Raw genomic sequence first — 16,938 nt, forward strand, 5'->3', positions numbered from 1 at the left:
CGGTGGGCTTCGGTTGCGTTGTCGTGATCGTTTGATGGGGGCATTGGCTGCGCTGACGGGTGTCGTGCAGTACGGGCCAGCCGACGTGGCCTGATCGAGCGCAGCGCGCGATCATCGCTGAGATGATCGATACCGATGGCGCAAACGCGCTGCGATAGCCCTCCGCTGCAGGTGCATCGCACCAGCATCGTCGACTGGTTGTCATCATCAGCGACCCTGCCATGAGTGCCAGCCCACTACGCGCGCCTGCGCCGTGTCGATCGTCATGCACTGCTGGTTGCGGGTGTCGCCAATTATCGGCAGGCTTGCGCCGATGTCAGAATCTACTTTTCCGTTATCCGGTTTTGCCTTCACCCACGCGCCGCTCGATCGTGGCGATGCGTTGCGTGACGATCCCGCTGCGTTGGCGCACCTGTGGCCGCAAGGCAACGTGCTGCTGATCGATGCCAAGGGCACCGCGCTGGCCGATGGGCAGGGGCAACCGTTGCTGCTGCAGGGCTCCACGCTTGCCGATGGGCCGGAGGCGGCAATCTTTCTGGGCGTGCGCGATGGCCAAGGCTGGTTCTGCCTGTCGGCCGACCCGCTGGACATCAAGGCGCCACAGCGTGTGGACCTGCGCCAGGCCGCGGCCGAGTGGCCGGCGGAGATCGCCACCGCGGTGTCGTATGCGCGGGCCATGCTGCACTGGCAATCGCGCACGCGCTTCTGCGGCGTCTGCGGCGGGGCGATCGTGTTGCGCCGCGCCGGCTTCATCGCGCATTGCACGCAGTGCCAGACCGAGCACTATCCGCGCGTGGACCCGGCGATCATTGTCGCGGTCAGCGACGGGCAACGTTTGCTGTTGGGCCGCCAGGCCAGCTGGGCGCCGCGGCGTTATTCGGTGATCGCCGGATTCGTGGAGCCGGGCGAGTCGCTGGAACAGACGGTGGCGCGTGAGGTGCACGAAGAGACCCGGGTGCGGATCGAGTACTGCAGCTATGCCGGCGCGCAGCCGTGGCCATTCCCGGGTGCGCTGATGCTGGGCTTTACTGCGCATGCGGCGGCGAGCGAAGTGCCGCAGGTGACCGGTGAGCTGGAAGACGCGCGCTGGGTGAGTCATGCCGAGGTCGGCGCCGCGCTGGCCGGGCAAGGCGGCGAGGACGGGATTGGGCTGCCGCCTGCCATTTCGATTGCGCGCGCGCTGATCGAGCAGTGGTATCGCACGCATGGCTGAGGGCGCTGACTGCAAGTGCTCGCAGCTGGCAAGTGCGCTTGCACGCCTTTCCAGTAAGCACTGTATCGGCACGCGAAACGCGTTACAGGGCGGTTGTGTCCGCTCGGCTAGACTCGGCTGAAGAGGGATACCCATGTTCACCACCCTGGTTGCCGTCGTCGTCGCACTCACGCTGGGCCATCTGGTGCCGGCGCAGGTGGCCAGGCTGCGGCGTTTTGAATGGTTTGGTCATTGGCTGCGCAGGCTAGACAGTGATGCCGCCGGACGTGGCGCCTGGCAGGGCCGCTATGGGGTGCTGCTGGCGCTATTTCCGGCCCTGTTTGTAGTGCTCGTGCTGCAGTGGCTGCTGGACGATGTCTGGCACGGGTTCCTGTCGCTGCTGTTCGGCGTGGCGGTGCTGGCCTGGACCTGGGGGCCGCGCGATCTGGATCGCGATGTCGAGGCGGTGATCGATGCCGACGAACCGAGCGCGCGGCGCGATGCGATCTCGCAGTTGCAGGCCGCCGGCGGCAGCGTGCACGAGGATGCGCCGTCGCTGGTCGAGGCGGTGGTGGTCAATGGCCTGCGGCGCTGGTTTGCGGTGCTGTGGTGGTTTCTGTTGCTGGGGCCATTCGGCGCGGTGTTGTATCGCCTGACCGCGCTGGCGGTGGAAAGCCCGCTGGCGGTGCTGCTGCCGCCGCGCAATCTTGCCGGCGCGCGCTGGCTGCTGGCGGTGCTGGAATGGCCGGTAGCGCAGCTGATCACGGTGTCGATGGCATTGGTCGGCAACTTCGACACGGTGTTCCGCGCGTGGCGGCAAGCGCATGGCAACCGCTGGTCGCTGGAGCCGCATTTTCTCGGTGCCGTCGCGCGTGCCAGTGTCAGTGCCGAGCTGCGCGAAGAAGCGCACGACTACACCGATTCGGGCCTGGTACCGATCTGGCGCCGGCTGCCGGAAGTGCGCGATGCAATGAGCCTGGTGTGGCGCGTGCTGCTGCTGTGGATGGTGGTGCTGGCGTTGCTGGTGATTGCGGGGTGGGTGCGGTAAACGGTGCGTTTAAACTGCACTGCCTCCTTAGGCAATTCTTATGCCTAGCATTTGAACGAAGGGTTAGGACTATGAGACATGCCAGACGATCAACTAACTATTGAAAGCCTTCGCCGTTGGAGTCAAATATTCCTTTGGGTGTCTGTGATCCTTCCTGTGCTCGGCGGCCTAGCTGCTGGTGCTCGCTACTATGTGGAGCGCAGAGAGAAGCAGATTTCATCTCGCATCAGCACAGCATCCATCCAAAGCGCTCAGATCGAGGCCTTCGCCGCTCGCAAAGAGCTTGGCGAATTCAAACAGCAAGCTGCTCCTCGCAGACTCTCAGATCAACAGCGAGCCAAGATTATCAATACGATTCAGCTCAAAGGCCTACCTATCGTTGTGGCATGTCGAATGATGGATGGTGAGAGCTGTGATTTTGCGAGTGATTTAGTTGCAGCGTTTACTCAAGCTGGCAGCGTTGTCCCTGACTTGGTTAAAACTTCTCTCAATGACCTCCCAGGCTATGTAGCGGTTAGCTATACAGGAGAAGGAAATTCAGCCCAAATTGAATCGGTTGTTGACGTTCTGATTGCCAGTGGAATTGACGCGAGGTTGGAGGCAGTCAAACAGAACTCCATTGGAGGGTGGCGCTCCGGGGCTTTCTACGTAATTGTCGGTCGCAAGCTGCCTTGATCCATGCAGGCTGAAGCTACACAGATCATTCAAATCAAAAACTTCTTTGCTGCCCGGTTTAATTCAGGTGTTGCGAGATGCGAGGGTAATAGTCATCGTCATTTTGCCTTTTTTGTGTTTGTGAGGTTTGAGGGAAGGCGTATTGCCTGGGGTTTGCTTGTTATCCCGCTGCCTCCTATCCGGTTTGCCCGTGGAGTCTGCGATGCGCTTCGGACCAGGCTGATAGCCATCTATTTTCTCCTGAGATTTAGGTGATGTGTAAGGCTAGACGGATGTTCGTGACGCCTAGCCCGGCGCCAGCAGCGTAAACGGGTACCACGGCAGATTTCGCGCAATCCAGTATGTGGGGAGTGCCCATAACCAGAATTTCGGTTCGGACATCACGCTCACCACCGGTGCGAACCAGCGCGCGCGCCAGCCGGCTTTCCAGGCGATCAGGCCGGGCAGGGTGAACAGGCCGAGCACGGCGGCCGGATTCATGGCGAAGGCGCCAGGAAGATCGAAATGCACCAGCGCATACAACGCGCGGGTCATGCCGCAACCGGGGCAGTAGCAGCCGGTGACGGCGCGAAAAATGCAGGGCGGGAACGGGCTGTTGCTCGCGTTCGGATCGAAGCGATAGAGCAGCGATACGCCAAAGGCGGCCACGCTGGTGGCCGCCCCCAGTCCAAGCCAGTGGCGTGGACGCAGTTCCATTACTGCATGTGCTGCAGCTGCTGCATGTAATCCGAGTACCCCTGCATGCCGCCGGTGGCGACCATGCCGATGTTGACCAGCAGGCCGATCGCGGCCAGCACGCTGGTCACGATGCACCAGGTCTTGGCGGTGTTGGAGGCGCGACGGGCGCCGTCGATATCGCCCTGGTTGAGCAGGCCGTTGACCTTGCTGGAGAACACGATCGCCACGATGCCGCTGATCAGGGACGGGCAGCACAGGCAGAAGCCGAGCACGGTGGAGACGATCGCCCAGATCAGGTGATTGGGCACCGGGCCGGGGGCCGCGCTAGACGAGGGATGGATCGGCGGTGGGATGGCACTCATGGTGAAGCTCCTTGGGTGGTAAACGACAACAAACGGATCGGGCGCGTGGGGAGGGTAATGACGGTCGCAGCGCGATGGATAAAAGCGTGCGACGTGCTTGCAGGGCGGTGCAGGGCTGCAACCGCGCGCCGCCGACAGGCGCGCCGGCTGCCGGTTGCGGCAGATGCCTCAGACACCAGATAGAGCACGACGACATCCCCCGGTACGACCTGCCGCGTCCGCTTGGCGAACGCGGCGACAAAGCGTGCAGTGGCGCACAGGCTACTCGCGGTGCGCGACGGACGCAAAGCCCGCACCAAGGCTGCTCACGGTTGGTGCTGGCGCAGTGCCCGGACCTGCTGTTCGAGCAACGCGGCGCTGGCCTGGTCGCCGGCAACGGCGGGGCCGGCGACCACTTCGATCTGCGCACGCATCCGGCGCGGCACGCGCATGCGACCCAGGCGGGTATCGCGGCGGCTCCACATGCTTGACCACATACCACGCAGCGCCATCGGAATCACCGGCACGGTGCGACGCTCCAGAATCTTTTCGACACCGGACTTGAACGCGGCAATCTCACCGTCCTTGGTCAACGCACCCTCCGGAAAGATGCACACCAGCTCTCCATCGGCCAGCGCGGCGTCGATGCGGTCGAACGCCTGCTGCATCAGCGCAGGGTCTTCGCGCGCGCCGGCGATCGGAATGGCCTTGGCGGTGCGGAAGATCCAGCGCATCACCGGGATGCGGAAGATCTTGTAGTACATGACAAAACGCACCGGGCGCGGAATTACCGCCGACAGGATCAGCGCGTCCATGTAGCTGACGTGGTTGCACACCAGCAAGGCGGCGCCATCGTCGGGCACGTGGGTGTCGATGTCGCGTGCGCGCAGCCGGTACAACACGCTCACCAGCACCCAGCTGAGAAAGCGCATCAGGAACTCGGGCACCAGGGTGAAGATCCACAGCGCCACCAGCGTGTTGGCGATGGCCAGCGCCAGAAACACCTGCGGAATGCTTAGCCCCGGCATCGGAATGCGCATGCCGAACAGCACCACCTGCGGCAGCTGCAGCGCGATGCCGATGATGGCGGCGGCCACGATGAAGAGCGAATTCTGGATGTTGAGCCCGGCGATGACGCGCGACAGTTCGGCCTTGGGCGTGCGGCTCTGGATCAGCGCGAACAACGGCACCACGAACAGACCGGTGAACAGGCCGATGCCGACCAGGTCGATGATCAGCCGCACGCTGCCGGCCTGCCGCACGAACTGGCCGATCGACAGATCGCTCACCGGCGCGGCGCCGGGGCGGGCGAAATACAGGTCCAGCAGGAACGCGCTGATGCCGAACGCACCCAGCGGCACCAGGCCGATTTCCACGGTGCGCCCGGACAGCCGTTCGCACAGCAGCGAGCCGACCCCGGTGCCGATCGAAAACAGCGCCAGCGCAAACACGTACAGGTCTTGCTGGCCGCCGAGATTGAGCTGCGCGTAGGTGGGCAGCTGCGCGGTGAGCACGGTGCCGACGAACCAGAACCACGACACGCCCAGCACCGAGTTGCGCACGGCCGGCGTGCGCCGGGTCAGGCGCATGATGGCGCGCGATTCGGGGATGGGGTTCCAGTTGATCTTCAGCGCCGGCGCGCCTGCATCGACCTTGGGCACCAGCCGTGCCACCAGGTTGCCGGTGACGGCGATGGCGATCACCGCGGTGGCTGCGGCGACCGGGCCATGGCTGCCGGCGATCTGGAAGATCAGCCCGCCGAAGATCATGCCGCACAGGATCGAGATCGAGGTGCCCATCTCGACCAGGCCATTGCCGCCGGTGAGTTCCTCGGGTTTGAGCACCGAGGGCAGGATCGAATATTTCACCGGCCCGAACAGCGTGGATTGCAGGCCGGTGCAGAACAGCGCGACCAGCAGGATCACCATGTTCTCGGTGATGAAGCCCACCGCGGCCAGCGACATGATGGCGATCTCCATCGTGGTGGTAATCACGATGAGCTTCTGCTTCTCCAGTTTTTCGGCGATCTGGCCGGCCAGCGCGGAGAACAGGAAGTACGGCAGGATGAACAGCGCCGGCGCCAGATTGGTGTAGAGCGTGCGCTGCGCCGCATCGATGCCGAGATAGAACAACAGACCGATGATGGCCTGCCGATAGACGTTGTCGTTGAACGCGCCCAGCGCCTGGACAGCGAAGAACGGCAAGAAGCGGCGCTGCCTTAGCAGGGCGAACTGACTGTGACCGGACATGCAGTTTCCTTTGCGAACGCGCGCAGCCTAGCAGGCTTCCACGGTGCTGGTGGAGGGCCGGTGCGCTTAGCGCGACCGGCCAGTCGATGGTGCACGCTGCGCCGCCTGGTCACGCAGCAGCGCCACGAACGCGCGTGCGGCCGGGGTGGGGTCCGGCCGCCACACCGCGTAGGTCAAAAAGCGGAAGCGCTCCTTGAGCGCGACCGTCACCACCTCGCGCATGGCGCTGGCCATGGTGTGCGGCACGATGCCCACGCCCAGGTCGGCGGCGACCAGTTCGCGCATCAGGTCGGCGTGGGTGACTTCGTATTGCTGGCGCTGCCGTAGCCCGGCCTGCTCGAAGGCCGCATCGATGATGCCGCGTACCCCGGCACCGGGGATCAGCCCGGCCATCGGTTCGTCCTCCAGCTCGGCCAGGGCCACCCGCTTGCGCGCGGCAAAGCGATGGCCGGGGGCGACGATCAAGGCGAGCGATTCTTCGTGCAGGAGCAGGCGCTGCTCCGGTACCGCGACCTGCGGGCCGACGCCGACCAGGGCCACATCCAGCCGGCCTTCGCCCAGATCGTGCAGCAAGGCCTCGCTCATGGCGGTGCGCAGGTGCACGTCTACCCGCGCATGTGCGGTGCGGAACTGGCGCAGCAGCTGCGGCACCTGCACCGTGCTCAGCGAGGAGATCTGCCCCAGCGTGAGCCGGCCGCGCACGGTGCCCAGTGCCTGGGCCATTTCTTCGTGCAGGCGTTCGGCCGCGCGCAGGGTTTCGCGGGCGTTGTGCAGAAAGACTTCGCCGGCCGCGGTGGGGCGTACCCGGCGGGTGCCGCGCTCGAACAGCCGCGCGCCAAGCGTCTCTTCGATCTTGGCCACCTGATGGCTGAGCGCCGATTGCACCGTGTTGCAGCGGCGTGCGGCCGCGGTGAAGCCGCCTTCGTCGGCTACGGCCACGGCAAATTCCAGCTGGCGCAGGGTGAGCATGCGATCTCGAAACAAGATGGATACGGTGAAAACAATACATTGGAAAGATGCATTGCCGCCGCCCACACTGCCTCCATTCCTTCCACAGGCCTCTGCCATGACCGTCGACCCCGCCGCCCATCCGCCCTTGCCGCGCCGCCTGGTGCTGTTGATGGCCGCCGCTACCGGGTTGGCGGTGGCAAGCAACTACTACGCCCAGCCGCTGCTGGAAACGCTGGCGCAGACCTTCGGCATCCAGGTGCGCAGCGCCGGGGCGATGGTGACCGCGGCGCAGCTGGCGTACGCGGCCGGCTTGCTGTTGCTGGTGCCATTGGGCGATCGGCTGGAGCGGCGCAGCCTGATCGTGGGCCTGTTCGTGCTCAGCGCACTGGGCCTGCTGATCAGTGCCAGCTCGCACAGCTTTGCGATGTTGCTGGTCGGCACCATTGTCACTGGCGCCAGTTCGGTGGCGGCGCAGATCCTGGTGCCATTCGCGGCCACGCTGGCGGCACCGCACGAGCGGGGCCGGGTGATCGGCACAGTGATGAGCGGCTTGCTGCTGGGCATCCTGCTGGCGCGCACCGCCGCCGGGCTGCTGGCCGGCGTGGGCGGCTGGCACACGGTGTACTGGATTGCTGCCGGCTTGCTGCTGATCACCGCCGCATTGCTATGGCGCGGGCTGCCGCGGCACCCGGGTAATGCGCAGTTGTCGTATCCGCAGTTGGTGGGGTCGGTGGTGACGCTGCTGCGCGACGATGCGGTGCTGCGCGCGCGCTCGGTGCTGGGTGGGTTGATCTTTGCCGGCTTCAGCATGTTCTGGACCACGCTGGCGTTTCTGTTGTCCGGTCCGAATTATGGTTATGGCACCGCGGTGATCGGGCTGTTTGGCTTGATCGGTGCGGCCGGTGCGTTGGCGGCCAATCGTTCCGGGCATTGGTCCGACCACGGCCACGGCGACCGCGTGAGTTGGGGTGGGCTGCTGATGTTGCTGGTGTCGTGGGGGCTGCTGGCGTTTGCGCCGCACTCGATGGCGTTGCTGATCGTGGGCGTGCTGCTGCTGGATATCGCAGTGCAGGGCGTGCACATCGCCAATCAGAGCGTGATCTATCAGCGCAATCCGCAGGCGCGCAACCGCATCACCTCGGCCTACATCACCTGCTACTTCATCGGCGGCGCGCTGGGGTCGACCTTGAGCACGGCAGCCTACGCGCAGGCCGGCTGGAGCGGTGTGGTGATCGGCGGTGCGCTGCTGGCGGTGGCGGCATTGGGCTGGGTGGGCTGGAGCGTGTCGCGCAACACCTGGAAGTAGCAGCGGCTAACACAACGACTGCGCCCACCGTCAGGCGGGCGTCGCCGGGGCTCGGTGCGGTAGGTACCACCCGTAGATTCCGGTTCTGCGTGCGTCGTCCGCACGCAGCTGACGGCGGCTCGCGACGGTGTGTTAGCCGCTCCACGCGCTGCCGATGCGTAGTGACGCGTCCTCGCACGCTGCACGGATGCGCGCATCTGAAGCGCTTGGCTTTTGCGACGTTGCGCGCAGGTGTTGCGCCAATGCCGCCGGGCTGCGCGGCGTGGTCGATGACCGGCCGCAGCCCGCACTGTCCTCAAACGCCGCTAGTGTTTGCTCACCGCCAGACGCGCCGCACTCTCGGCCGGCGCATCGGTCACCGCCACCGCAGCGGCGCGCAGCTTGGGCAGCAGGCGCAAGGTGAGTGCGAGTTGGTCGCGCACCAGACGCTGCTTGGGCGGCAACTGCACGGCGTGCTGTTCCAGCGCATCGGCCATGGCCAACTCTTCGGTTTCGTCATGCGCCGGCAGTGGGTGGCGTTGGCTCAATGCGGTAGCGATGTCGCCAAGCGCACGCTGCAGATAGTCGCCGGCCCGGGCGATGATGGTGGCGTCGTGTTCGCCATCGAGCGCGGCGCGGTGCGCGCCCAGCGCGGACAGGTAGCCCAGCAAGGTATTGGACAGTGCGAGGAAGCGGAAACCCGCATCCAGATTGCGTCGAAAGCGGCCCGGCTCGCGCAGCATGTTGGACAGCGCCACCGACAACGCCGCATCGGCGTTGTGCATGTCGCGGCGTGCGATACGGTAGGGCAGATCGTCGCGCATGCCGCTCGCATATTGCTCCAGCACCTGGGCCAGATAGCGCGCGCAGCTGGCCAGCACCGTGGCCATCACCTGGTTGAGGCGACGGCCCTGCCAGTCGGGCAGGATCAGGAACGAGGCCGCCGCGGCGATGGCGCAGCCGATCACGGTGTCGATCAGGCGCGGCCAGATCAACACGAAACCATCGCCGAGCAGGTTGAAGCAGAACAGCGCCATGACCGTGATGCCGGCGGTGGCCAGCATGTAGCGATCGGTGCGGGTAATGAAGAACACCAGCGCGGCGACCAAGGCCAGCAGCAGCTGCACCTCGGTGCCGGGGAATAGCTGCATCAGTGCCCAGGTGGCGACCAGGCCGATCAAGGTGCCGGCGATACGCTGCACCAGCCGCAGGCGGGTTGCACCGTAGTTGGGCCGGCACACGAACGCGGTGGTGAGCAGGATCCAGTAGCCGTTGTCGGCATGGATGGATTGCATCACCGCATAGCCGGCCACCAGCGCGATGGCCATGCGCAGGCCATGCCGGAACAGCACCGAGCCGGGCGTGAGTTGCTGGCCGAGCCGCGCGGCCATTTCGCGCAAGGTGTGCGGCGAGGAATCGCGCAGGCGGGTGTCGAGGTTGTCGCTGGTGGAATCGGATTGCGCCGCTTCGGAGAGCTTGCGTTCGATGGTCTGCAGATTGGTGACCAGCAGTTCCAGCGCGCCGAGCAGGCGGGCCAGTGCGGGGTCGGCGCGCGCATGCAGATAATCCAGCGACTGGCGCAGGTCTTCGGTGGCCAGACGGCTGTTGTCGCCATAGTCGAACGGCTGCCGCAGCCGGATCGCCTCGCCCAACGCGGTGCAGGCCTTGCCCTGCAGTGCAAGCAGGCGCTGGCAGCGGTACAGCACATCGCTGTGGAAGAACGCATCGGTCAGCGCTTCGTAGGGATAGTGCGACGAACTGGCGCGTTCGTGGAATTCCTGCGCCATGTAATACAGCCGGAAATACAGGCCCGATTGCACGCCCGGCCGCCCCGAGCGCCCGAAGCGGCTGATGATCGCGGTCTTGGCGGCATTGAGTGCGCCGACGACCTTGGCGTTCTGTTCGGCCAGCGCCAGCCGGCGCGCATGCAGGTCGCTTTGCCGCACCGGTTCGAACAGGTCGGCCTTGCGCTTGAGATAGAGGCCCAGCTCGAAGAACAACCGCGACAGCCGCTCGCGCACCGGGCGATTGGCGAACAGGATGGTCCACAGGATCGACAGCACGCCGTACCAGGTGGCGCCGATCAACAGCAACGCCGCGCCATGCCAGGCCACCAGCGGATCGTGGCTGCCGTGCTGGTCCATGCCGATCATGGCGTAGATCGACAACGCCACCGTGGCCTGCGCGATGGAGGCGTAGCGCTCGCCCAGTGCGCCCAGCAGGGTCAGCGAGAAAGTGGCCACCGCCATGCCGATCACGAACGGCAGCGGGTACGGGAACAGCAGCGTCACTGCCGCCGCCGCTGCGGCAAAGCACAGCAACGACAGCAGCACCGATTTGATGCGGCCCAACCAGTTGTCGTCGGTTTCGGCGATGGCGCTGGCGATGGTGCCCAGAAACAGCGCCGGGACTGCGGTGAGTTGCTGCCAGTGCCAGCACACGCCCATGGCCACCGCCAACGCGATGAACACACGCAGCCCGTAGCTGGCCTTTTCATGGGCCCACAGGCGGCTGAGGCGGGATTCGAAGGAAGTGGTGGCCACGGTCTCTGATGGGCAAGCGTGCCCGGGCATTATTGCCGCAGGCACGCGCCACCGGTGTGGAGAGCGGCTAGTTCTTTGTCAGTAGGGCGCTCTGCTAACGCGCTCCTCACATGCTCGGACTTGTGCGGAGCACTCGCGGGCCAGCCGACGTCGCTGCGATGGAATGCGCAGGCCCAGTGGACCGGTTACAGGTTGAAGGCGCGGTACCTCCCAAATGACTGCTATCTTCAGGCCGAAATAGCCAGTAGTTCTGCTTCCATTCGTTTGACGCCGGTTACAAGGTTGCGAAAGCTCGCAGAGCGAGCATTGTCCAATTGAAGGTACTTCCCGATCTCCCGCGAGCCAGCTACCTTTTGATACCGGTTATTTGTTATGAACTTAAGCTCTTTACTTGGATTGCCAAGAGCGTCTGGCGATCTGAACTTGCGATTGTTCTGATGAGAGGCAAGCCTGCTCATCTGCAGAGCCATGCCGACCGCCTGGAGGTCGGCGAGGTAGAAAGTCTCAAGCTCTGTGCACGCAATTCTCACTAGGCAGAATTGAATCTTTCCAGAAAGCCTGCAAATTTCCAGTAGATTCTGTTTGACCGCTCGACAGTCGGGGTGACTGTCCAGATCTCTCAGTATGACGAATCGGGCTAGTGAATTCTGATATCCACGGATGCGACGTTCCAATTGTTTTTCCAAATCTTGCTTGCCTTCGAAAGCGATAAGCCGATACTTGATGTCATCTGACAAGATCCTAGGCAGTAAGCTTTCCAGCATGGCTCGAGCGGAAGGCTCTTCTAGAAGAAATACAAGTTCCCTCATTGCGGATCGACTCCGTCGAAGAATCCCTGTTTCCAAAGATAACCAAGTTGGTCGCCCTCCTTGACATAGTTGGAGATCTGTTGGTTGTCGCGCGCGCGATGAACTTCGGTGCACCCATTTCTCTTTACCAGCCAGCATGCCTCGTCGAGTTCGGCAGAATTCAGGAAATCAGGCGAATGAGTAGATACTAGAACCTGACCCCCACGTTCGGCATACATGCGGAATTCTTCCGCCAGTTCGGTCATGAGTTGCGGATAAAGTTGGTTTTCCGGTTCCTCGACGCAAAGTAGTGGATGAGGAGATGGGTCGTAAAGAAGTACTAAGTAGGCGAACATCTTGATCGTGCCGTCAGAAACATATCGGTCAAGGAAAGGTGTTTTGAACGAACCGTCTTGGAACCTTAGGGTCAGATAGCCATCGTCCATCAGTTTAGGTTCGACAGAGGCCACTCCAGGAACGCGTCGCGCCATGATGTCGAGGATGCGCCGAAATACTTGCGGATGACGTTCATTCATGTATTGCGCAACTAGCGGTAAGTTGTCGCCACTTTCCGACAAGTGTTCAGAATCGCCGGTGGCTTCCTTGCGCCCTCTCGCTGCATTGATGTGAAAGTCAGAGACGTGCCAGTTCTCGATCAGTTGTCGGAATGCATTGGCAGCCTTGAAACGCTCGAATTGTCCCAGGCCTTTGATCGCCAGTGTATCAGGAGAGACCTTCTGACTTTCTCTGTCCAATTCTTCATCGGGTTTTTTGAAGTCCTCTTCGTTGGTGATTGCATAACCTTCACCTTTGGAGAAGTTCAAGAAGTGATAGGGGCTACCGTAGCGTCCGCGTTTATAGCGTAATAGCTCCCTTTGCACGATGGGAGTGCCATTCTCTTCGCCAATCTCGATTGAGTAGGTTACCAGTCGCTCTACACCGGTTATTTCCATTCGGTACTGCAGTTCGATCAGAATGGAATCGATTGTGGGATCACATCCGCGGCTGAGAACCTCCCGGAAACGTCCCCGCTTGTCCAGTGCTTGCCGAACGTTTCCCTTTAGGCAGTCATGGAGAAAGCCAAACACATCGAACAGCGTGCTCTTGCCCGATCCATTGGCACCAACGACCACGAGAAACGAAGGCATGTCCTTCAAGTGCACGTCGCGGAATGCCTTGAAGTTCCTTAGCCGGATTGACTCAATCTTCATGCTGTGGGCTCCGCGCGTAATTAATCATTATGAAAGCAGATGCATAGTGGTGTACTCGACGCATCCGGACCACTTGTAATCTCCTGCCAGCCGGTATCAGGTTAGGGTCAATCAACCAGGTTAAGTGTGTTTCAGTGAAGAGGTTTACCACTTACTGGTCGCGCTCCCGGGCGATCGCACGCCAGCCGATATCGCTGCGCTGGAAGGCGTTGGGCCAGTGGATCGGCTGCAGGCCGGCGTAGGCGGTGCGCTGTGCGTCCTGCACGCTGTCGCCCAATGCGGCAACGCACAGCACGCGGCCACCGGCGCTGATCACCTCGCCTGCGGCATTCAATGCGGTGCCGGCATGGAAGACCTTGGCACTGGCCGGTACCTGGTCCAGGCCGGTGATGACCTCGCCGGTGACCGGGGTTTCCGGATAGGGCTTGGCGGCGATCACCACGCCCAGCGAGGGGCGCGGGTCCCACTGCGCCTGCGCGGTGGCGAGTTCGCCATCGATGGCCGCTTCGAGCAGCTCCACCAGATCCGACTGCAGCCGCAGCATCACCGGTTGGGTTTCCGGGTCGCCGAAGCGCACGTTGAATTCGATCACCTTAGGCGCGCCGTGCGCGTCGATCATCAGCCCGGCATACAAGAATCCGGTAAACGGTACGCCGTCGGCGATCATGCCCTGCACGGTCGGCTCGACCACTTCGCGCATCACCCGCGCATGTACCTCGGGCGTCACCACGGGGGCTGGAGAGTACGCGCCCATGCCGCCGGTGTTGGGGCCGGTGTCGCCATCGCCGACGCGCTTGTGGTCCTGGCTGGTAGCCATCGGCAAGGCGTGGGTGCCATCGACCATGGAGATGAAGCTGGCCTCTTCGCCATCGAGGAATTCTTCGATCACCACGCGCGCGCCGGCATCGCCGAACGCATTGCCCGAGAGCATGTCGCGCACCGCGTCTTCGGCCTCGCTCAGCGTCATCGCCACGATCACGCCCTTGCCGGCGGCCAGGCCATCGGCCTTGACCACGATGGGCGCGCCTTTCTCGCGCACGTAGGCGAGTGCGGCGTCCACCTCGGTATGCACGGCGTAATACGCGGTGGGAATGCCATGACGGGCCAGGAAATCCTTGGCGAAGGCCTTGCTGCCTTCCAGCTGCGCGGCCTTGGCGGTGGGCCCGAAGATGCGCAGGCCTGCGGCATGGAAGCGGTCGACCACGCCCAGCACCAACGGCACTTCCGGGCCGACCACGGTGAGCGCGACGGCTTCGCGCTGTGCCAGTGCGAGCAGGCCATCGAGGTCGTCGACCTTGATCGCGACATTGCGGCACTTGGCCTCGGTGGCGGTGCCGGCATTGCCTGGCGCCACGAGTACCTCGCTCACGCGCGCGGATTGCGCGATCTTCCAGGCCAGGGCGTGTTCGCGGCCGCCGGAGCCGATGACAAGGATTTTCAAGAGAGCTGCTCGCTAGGACGGAGGAAAGGGCGCGCTACTTGCAGCCTTCGCGCTGCAGAGCGTTGGGGAAGGGGTAGGTCCAGGTCTTGGGGTCGAGTGCGAACACATGCGTGGTGTCCAGCGTCTGCCCGCAATCGCTGCCGTGTTCGTGGATGCGTAGCGGCCAGATGCGTGCCTGTGCGTTGCTGCTGTCCACGTCCAGGGTGAAGTCCACATCGAACGCTTCGGCCATGCATTGCGCCTGGGTTTGATCCGGCTCGCGGGCCTGGTCGTTGCAGTCCAGCCCGCCGCTGTTGTCGATATGCGCGCGCAGCGAACCGGCGCCGACCAGCCCCTTGGGGCCGGGCACGACCAGATCCTGCGATTCCAGCATCAGGCCCTGGCCCATCCAGAAGCTGTGCACGATGAAACCGTAAAAATCGCTGCCCAGCCGCAGCACGTCCACGCTGCCGGGATTGCCATCGCTGCCAAAGGTGTCGGACAGTTTTTCGGCCACCACCTTGAACGTGTCGCCGTCGCTGCGCAGCACGAAAAAGTCGATCAGCCCGGGATTGCCGTGGCCGCCATCGCTGAGGCTGTGACACACCGCGAGCAGCTGCTGCACCTGCTCGCCGACTACCACCGGCTGCTCGGCGCAGACCTGGCTGTCGGCCTTGAAGCCATCGGCCTCGCCGCTCCATTGCGCGGCCAGACCGGCCTTGGCGCCATAGCGCGTGCGCAAAAAACCGTCCAGGCGCTCGGTGCGGCTCAGTTGCGTGGTGGCGGCCGCAGCAGGGGTGGGCGCTGCGGCGGCGGGCGCCGCTGCAGGCGCGGGATCCTGCTTGCATCCACCGAGCAAGCCGCCAGCAGCCAGCACGGCGGCGAGGGAGCGCAATCGGTACATGGACCTGTCCTTGTCGTTCGGCTCAGTGACGGAAATGGCGTACGCCGGTGAACACCATCGCGATGCCGTGTTCGTCGGCGGCGGCGATCACTTCGCCATCGCGCATCGAACCGCCCGGCTGGATCACTGCCTTGATGCCGGCAGCAGCAGCGGCGTCGATGCCGTCGCGGAACGGGAAGAACGCATCCGATGCCATCACCGAGCCGGCCACTTCCAGCTTGGCTTCTTCGGCCTTGAGCGCGGCGATCTTGGCGCTGACCACGCGGCTCATCTGCCCGGCGCCCACACCAATGGTGCGGCTGTCCTTGGCGTAGACAATCGCGTTGGATTTGACGTACTTGGCCACGCGCCAGGCGAACAGCAGATCGCCCAGTTCCGCATCGCTGGGCGCGCGCTGGGTGACCACGCTCAATTCGCCAAGCGACATGCCGCGGTTGTCGGCCGACTGCATCAGCAGGCCAGAGCCAATCCGCTTGGTGTCGTAGTTGTTGAGGCCGGCGCCGTGCGGAATCTTGAGCACGCGCACATTGGCCTTTTTGGTAGCGTATTCGAGCGCGCCGGCCTCGTAGTCGGGGGCGATCAGCACCTCGACGAACTGGCGATCCAAAATGGCCTTGGCGGTCGCCGCATCCAGGGTCTTGTTGAAGGCCAGGATGCCGCCGAACGCGCTGGTCGGGTCGGTGGCGTAGGCCAGCTCATAGGCATCGCCGCAGGCCACGCCCACGGCTACGCCGCAGGGGTTGGCGTGCTTGACGATCACGCAGGCCGGCGCATCGAACTGACGCACGCATTCCCACGCCGCATCGGCATCGGCCAGGTTGTTGTAGCTCAGCTCCTTGCCCTGCAACTGCTGGAAGGTGGCCAAGGTGCCCGGCACCGGATACAGGTCGCGGTAGAACGCGCCGGATTGGTGCGGGTTCTCACCGTAGCGCAGGTCCATGACCTTGATGAAGTTGGAATTGATCTGCGCCGGGAACGGGCTGCGCGTGGGGATGTTTTCCGCACTGTCGGCCACTGCCGAGAGATAGTTGCTGATCGCCGCGTCGTATTGCGCCACGCGGTTGAACGCAGCCACCGACAGCGCAAAGCGCTTGGCGGCCGACAGCTGGCCATCGTTGGCTTCCAGCTCGGCAAGCAGGTCGGCGTATTGCGCCGGGTCGGTGGCCACCGCCACGCGGGCGAAGTTCTTGGCTGCGCTGCGCAGCATCGCTGGCCCGCCGATGTCGATGTTTTCCACCGCGTCGGCCAGCGTGCAATCGGCCTTGGCGGTGACCGACTCGAACGGATACAGGTTGAGCACCAGCAGATCGATCGGCGCGATGCCGTGTTCGGCCATCACCGCTTCGTCGATGCCGGCGCGGCCGAGCAGGCCGCCGTGCACCAGCGGGTGCAGGGTCTTGACGCGGCCGTCCATCATTTCCGGGAAACCGGTCAGGTCGGCAACGTCCTTGACGGGCAGGCCGGCGTCGCGGATCGCCTTGGCGGTGCCGCCGGTGGACAGCAGCTCGACCTTGCGCGCCACCAGCGCGCGGGCCAGGTCGATCAGGCCGGTCTTGTCGGAAACGGAGAGCAGGGCCCGGCGCACGGGCAGGAAATCGGAGGCCATGAGTGAGGGAACAGTCGTTGCGGGGCAGCCGATATTGTAGGCTGCGC

The 16,938-nt window shown here is 63.9% G+C and carries 14 protein-coding genes and 1 other RNA gene; 5 read left to right on the forward strand and 10 right to left on the reverse strand.

The features are described 5' to 3' along the window. The first annotated feature begins 313 nt into the window (after positions 1 to 313). The 3 genes from nudC (at position 314) to XdyCFBP7245_RS23685 (ending at position 2,915) form a co-directional block, all read left to right on the forward strand. Positions 314 to 1,213 carry an NAD(+) diphosphatase gene (nudC, locus tag XdyCFBP7245_RS03300; RefSeq protein WP_104614372.1) on the forward strand — a complete coding sequence of 300 codons (900 nt, stop codon included), beginning with the start codon at positions 314 to 316 and terminating at the stop codon, positions 1,211 to 1,213. 133 nt (positions 1,214 to 1,346) lie between these two features. Next, on the forward strand, positions 1,347 to 2,240 hold the full coding sequence (gene ampE, locus XdyCFBP7245_RS03305; protein ID WP_104614373.1) for a regulatory signaling modulator protein AmpE: 894 nt from the start codon (positions 1,347 to 1,349) through the stop codon (positions 2,238 to 2,240). A 78-nt stretch (positions 2,241 to 2,318) separates the two neighbouring features. Then, positions 2,319 to 2,915: a hypothetical protein gene (locus XdyCFBP7245_RS23685; RefSeq protein WP_146091640.1), complete on the forward strand. Its 597-nt coding sequence runs from the start codon at positions 2,319 to 2,321 to the stop codon at positions 2,913 to 2,915. A 285-nt stretch (positions 2,916 to 3,200) separates the two neighbouring features. On the opposite strand, the gene XdyCFBP7245_RS03310 is transcribed toward XdyCFBP7245_RS23685, so the two are convergent. From XdyCFBP7245_RS03310 to XdyCFBP7245_RS03325, 4 genes are all read right to left on the reverse strand, one after another. Then, on the reverse strand, positions 3,201 to 3,611 hold the full coding sequence (locus XdyCFBP7245_RS03310; protein WP_104614374.1) for a DUF2752 domain-containing protein: 411 nt from the start codon (positions 3,609 to 3,611) through the stop codon (positions 3,201 to 3,203). Then, positions 3,611 to 3,955, reverse strand: coding sequence for a CD225/dispanin family protein (locus tag XdyCFBP7245_RS03315; RefSeq protein WP_104614375.1), 345 nt, complete (start codon positions 3,953 to 3,955; stop codon positions 3,611 to 3,613). Before XdyCFBP7245_RS03315 ends, XdyCFBP7245_RS03310 begins: the two co-directional genes overlap by 1 nt. A 305-nt stretch (positions 3,956 to 4,260) precedes the next feature. Next, entirely contained in the window at positions 4,261 to 6,183 is a 1,923-nt protein-coding gene (locus tag XdyCFBP7245_RS03320; protein WP_104614376.1) for an MFS transporter, read from the reverse strand. A gap of 66 nt (positions 6,184 to 6,249) precedes the next feature. Continuing rightward, positions 6,250 to 7,152: a LysR family transcriptional regulator gene (locus XdyCFBP7245_RS03325; protein ID WP_104614377.1), complete on the reverse strand. Its 903-nt coding sequence runs from the start codon at positions 7,150 to 7,152 to the stop codon at positions 6,250 to 6,252. A gap of 97 nt (positions 7,153 to 7,249) precedes the next feature. Here XdyCFBP7245_RS03325 and XdyCFBP7245_RS03330 point away from each other — a divergent pair, with 97 nt between their 5' ends. Together XdyCFBP7245_RS03330 and XdyCFBP7245_RS03335 are read left to right on the forward strand one after the other, a co-directional pair. After that, on the forward strand, positions 7,250 to 8,440 hold the full coding sequence (locus tag XdyCFBP7245_RS03330) for an MFS transporter (RefSeq protein WP_104614378.1): 1,191 nt from the start codon (positions 7,250 to 7,252) through the stop codon (positions 8,438 to 8,440). Positions 8,441 to 8,501: 61 nt separating this feature from the next. Next, positions 8,502 to 8,578: non-coding RNA, sX9 sRNA (locus XdyCFBP7245_RS03335), on the forward strand. A 167-nt stretch (positions 8,579 to 8,745) separates the two neighbouring features. Here the strand turns inward: XdyCFBP7245_RS03335 and yccS are convergent. From yccS to purH, 6 genes are all read right to left on the reverse strand, one after another. After that, the gene (gene yccS, locus XdyCFBP7245_RS03340; protein ID WP_170068480.1) at positions 8,746 to 10,962 is read right to left on the reverse strand and encodes a YccS family putative transporter; all 2,217 of its coding nucleotides are present in this window, start codon (positions 10,960 to 10,962) and stop codon (positions 8,746 to 8,748) included. 227 nt (positions 10,963 to 11,189) lie between these two features. Then, complete coding sequence (locus XdyCFBP7245_RS03345) at positions 11,190 to 11,771, reverse strand: DUF4276 family protein (RefSeq protein ID WP_104614380.1); 582 nt, start codon at positions 11,769 to 11,771, stop codon at positions 11,190 to 11,192. Beyond that, the gene (locus XdyCFBP7245_RS03350; RefSeq protein ID WP_104614381.1) at positions 11,768 to 12,961 is read right to left on the reverse strand and encodes an AAA family ATPase; all 1,194 of its coding nucleotides are present in this window, start codon (positions 12,959 to 12,961) and stop codon (positions 11,768 to 11,770) included. The genes XdyCFBP7245_RS03345 and XdyCFBP7245_RS03350 overlap by 4 nt, the downstream gene beginning before the upstream one ends. A 151-nt stretch (positions 12,962 to 13,112) precedes the next feature. Beyond that, positions 13,113 to 14,402 (reverse strand): phosphoribosylamine--glycine ligase, encoded by a 1,290-nt coding sequence (purD, locus tag XdyCFBP7245_RS03355; protein ID WP_104614382.1) that lies wholly within the window; start codon positions 14,400 to 14,402, stop codon positions 13,113 to 13,115. A 34-nt stretch (positions 14,403 to 14,436) separates the two neighbouring features. Then, positions 14,437 to 15,285 (reverse strand): hypothetical protein, encoded by an 849-nt coding sequence (locus tag XdyCFBP7245_RS03360; protein WP_104614383.1) that lies wholly within the window; start codon positions 15,283 to 15,285, stop codon positions 14,437 to 14,439. Positions 15,286 to 15,307: 22 nt separating this feature from the next. After that, complete coding sequence (gene purH, locus XdyCFBP7245_RS03365; protein WP_104614384.1) at positions 15,308 to 16,891, reverse strand: bifunctional phosphoribosylaminoimidazolecarboxamide formyltransferase/IMP cyclohydrolase; 1,584 nt, start codon at positions 16,889 to 16,891, stop codon at positions 15,308 to 15,310. Between the last annotated feature and the right edge of the window lie 47 nt (positions 16,892 to 16,938).

This window comes from Xanthomonas dyei (genome assembly GCF_002939865.1).
Lineage (GTDB): Bacteria > Pseudomonadota > Gammaproteobacteria > Xanthomonadales > Xanthomonadaceae > Xanthomonas > Xanthomonas dyei.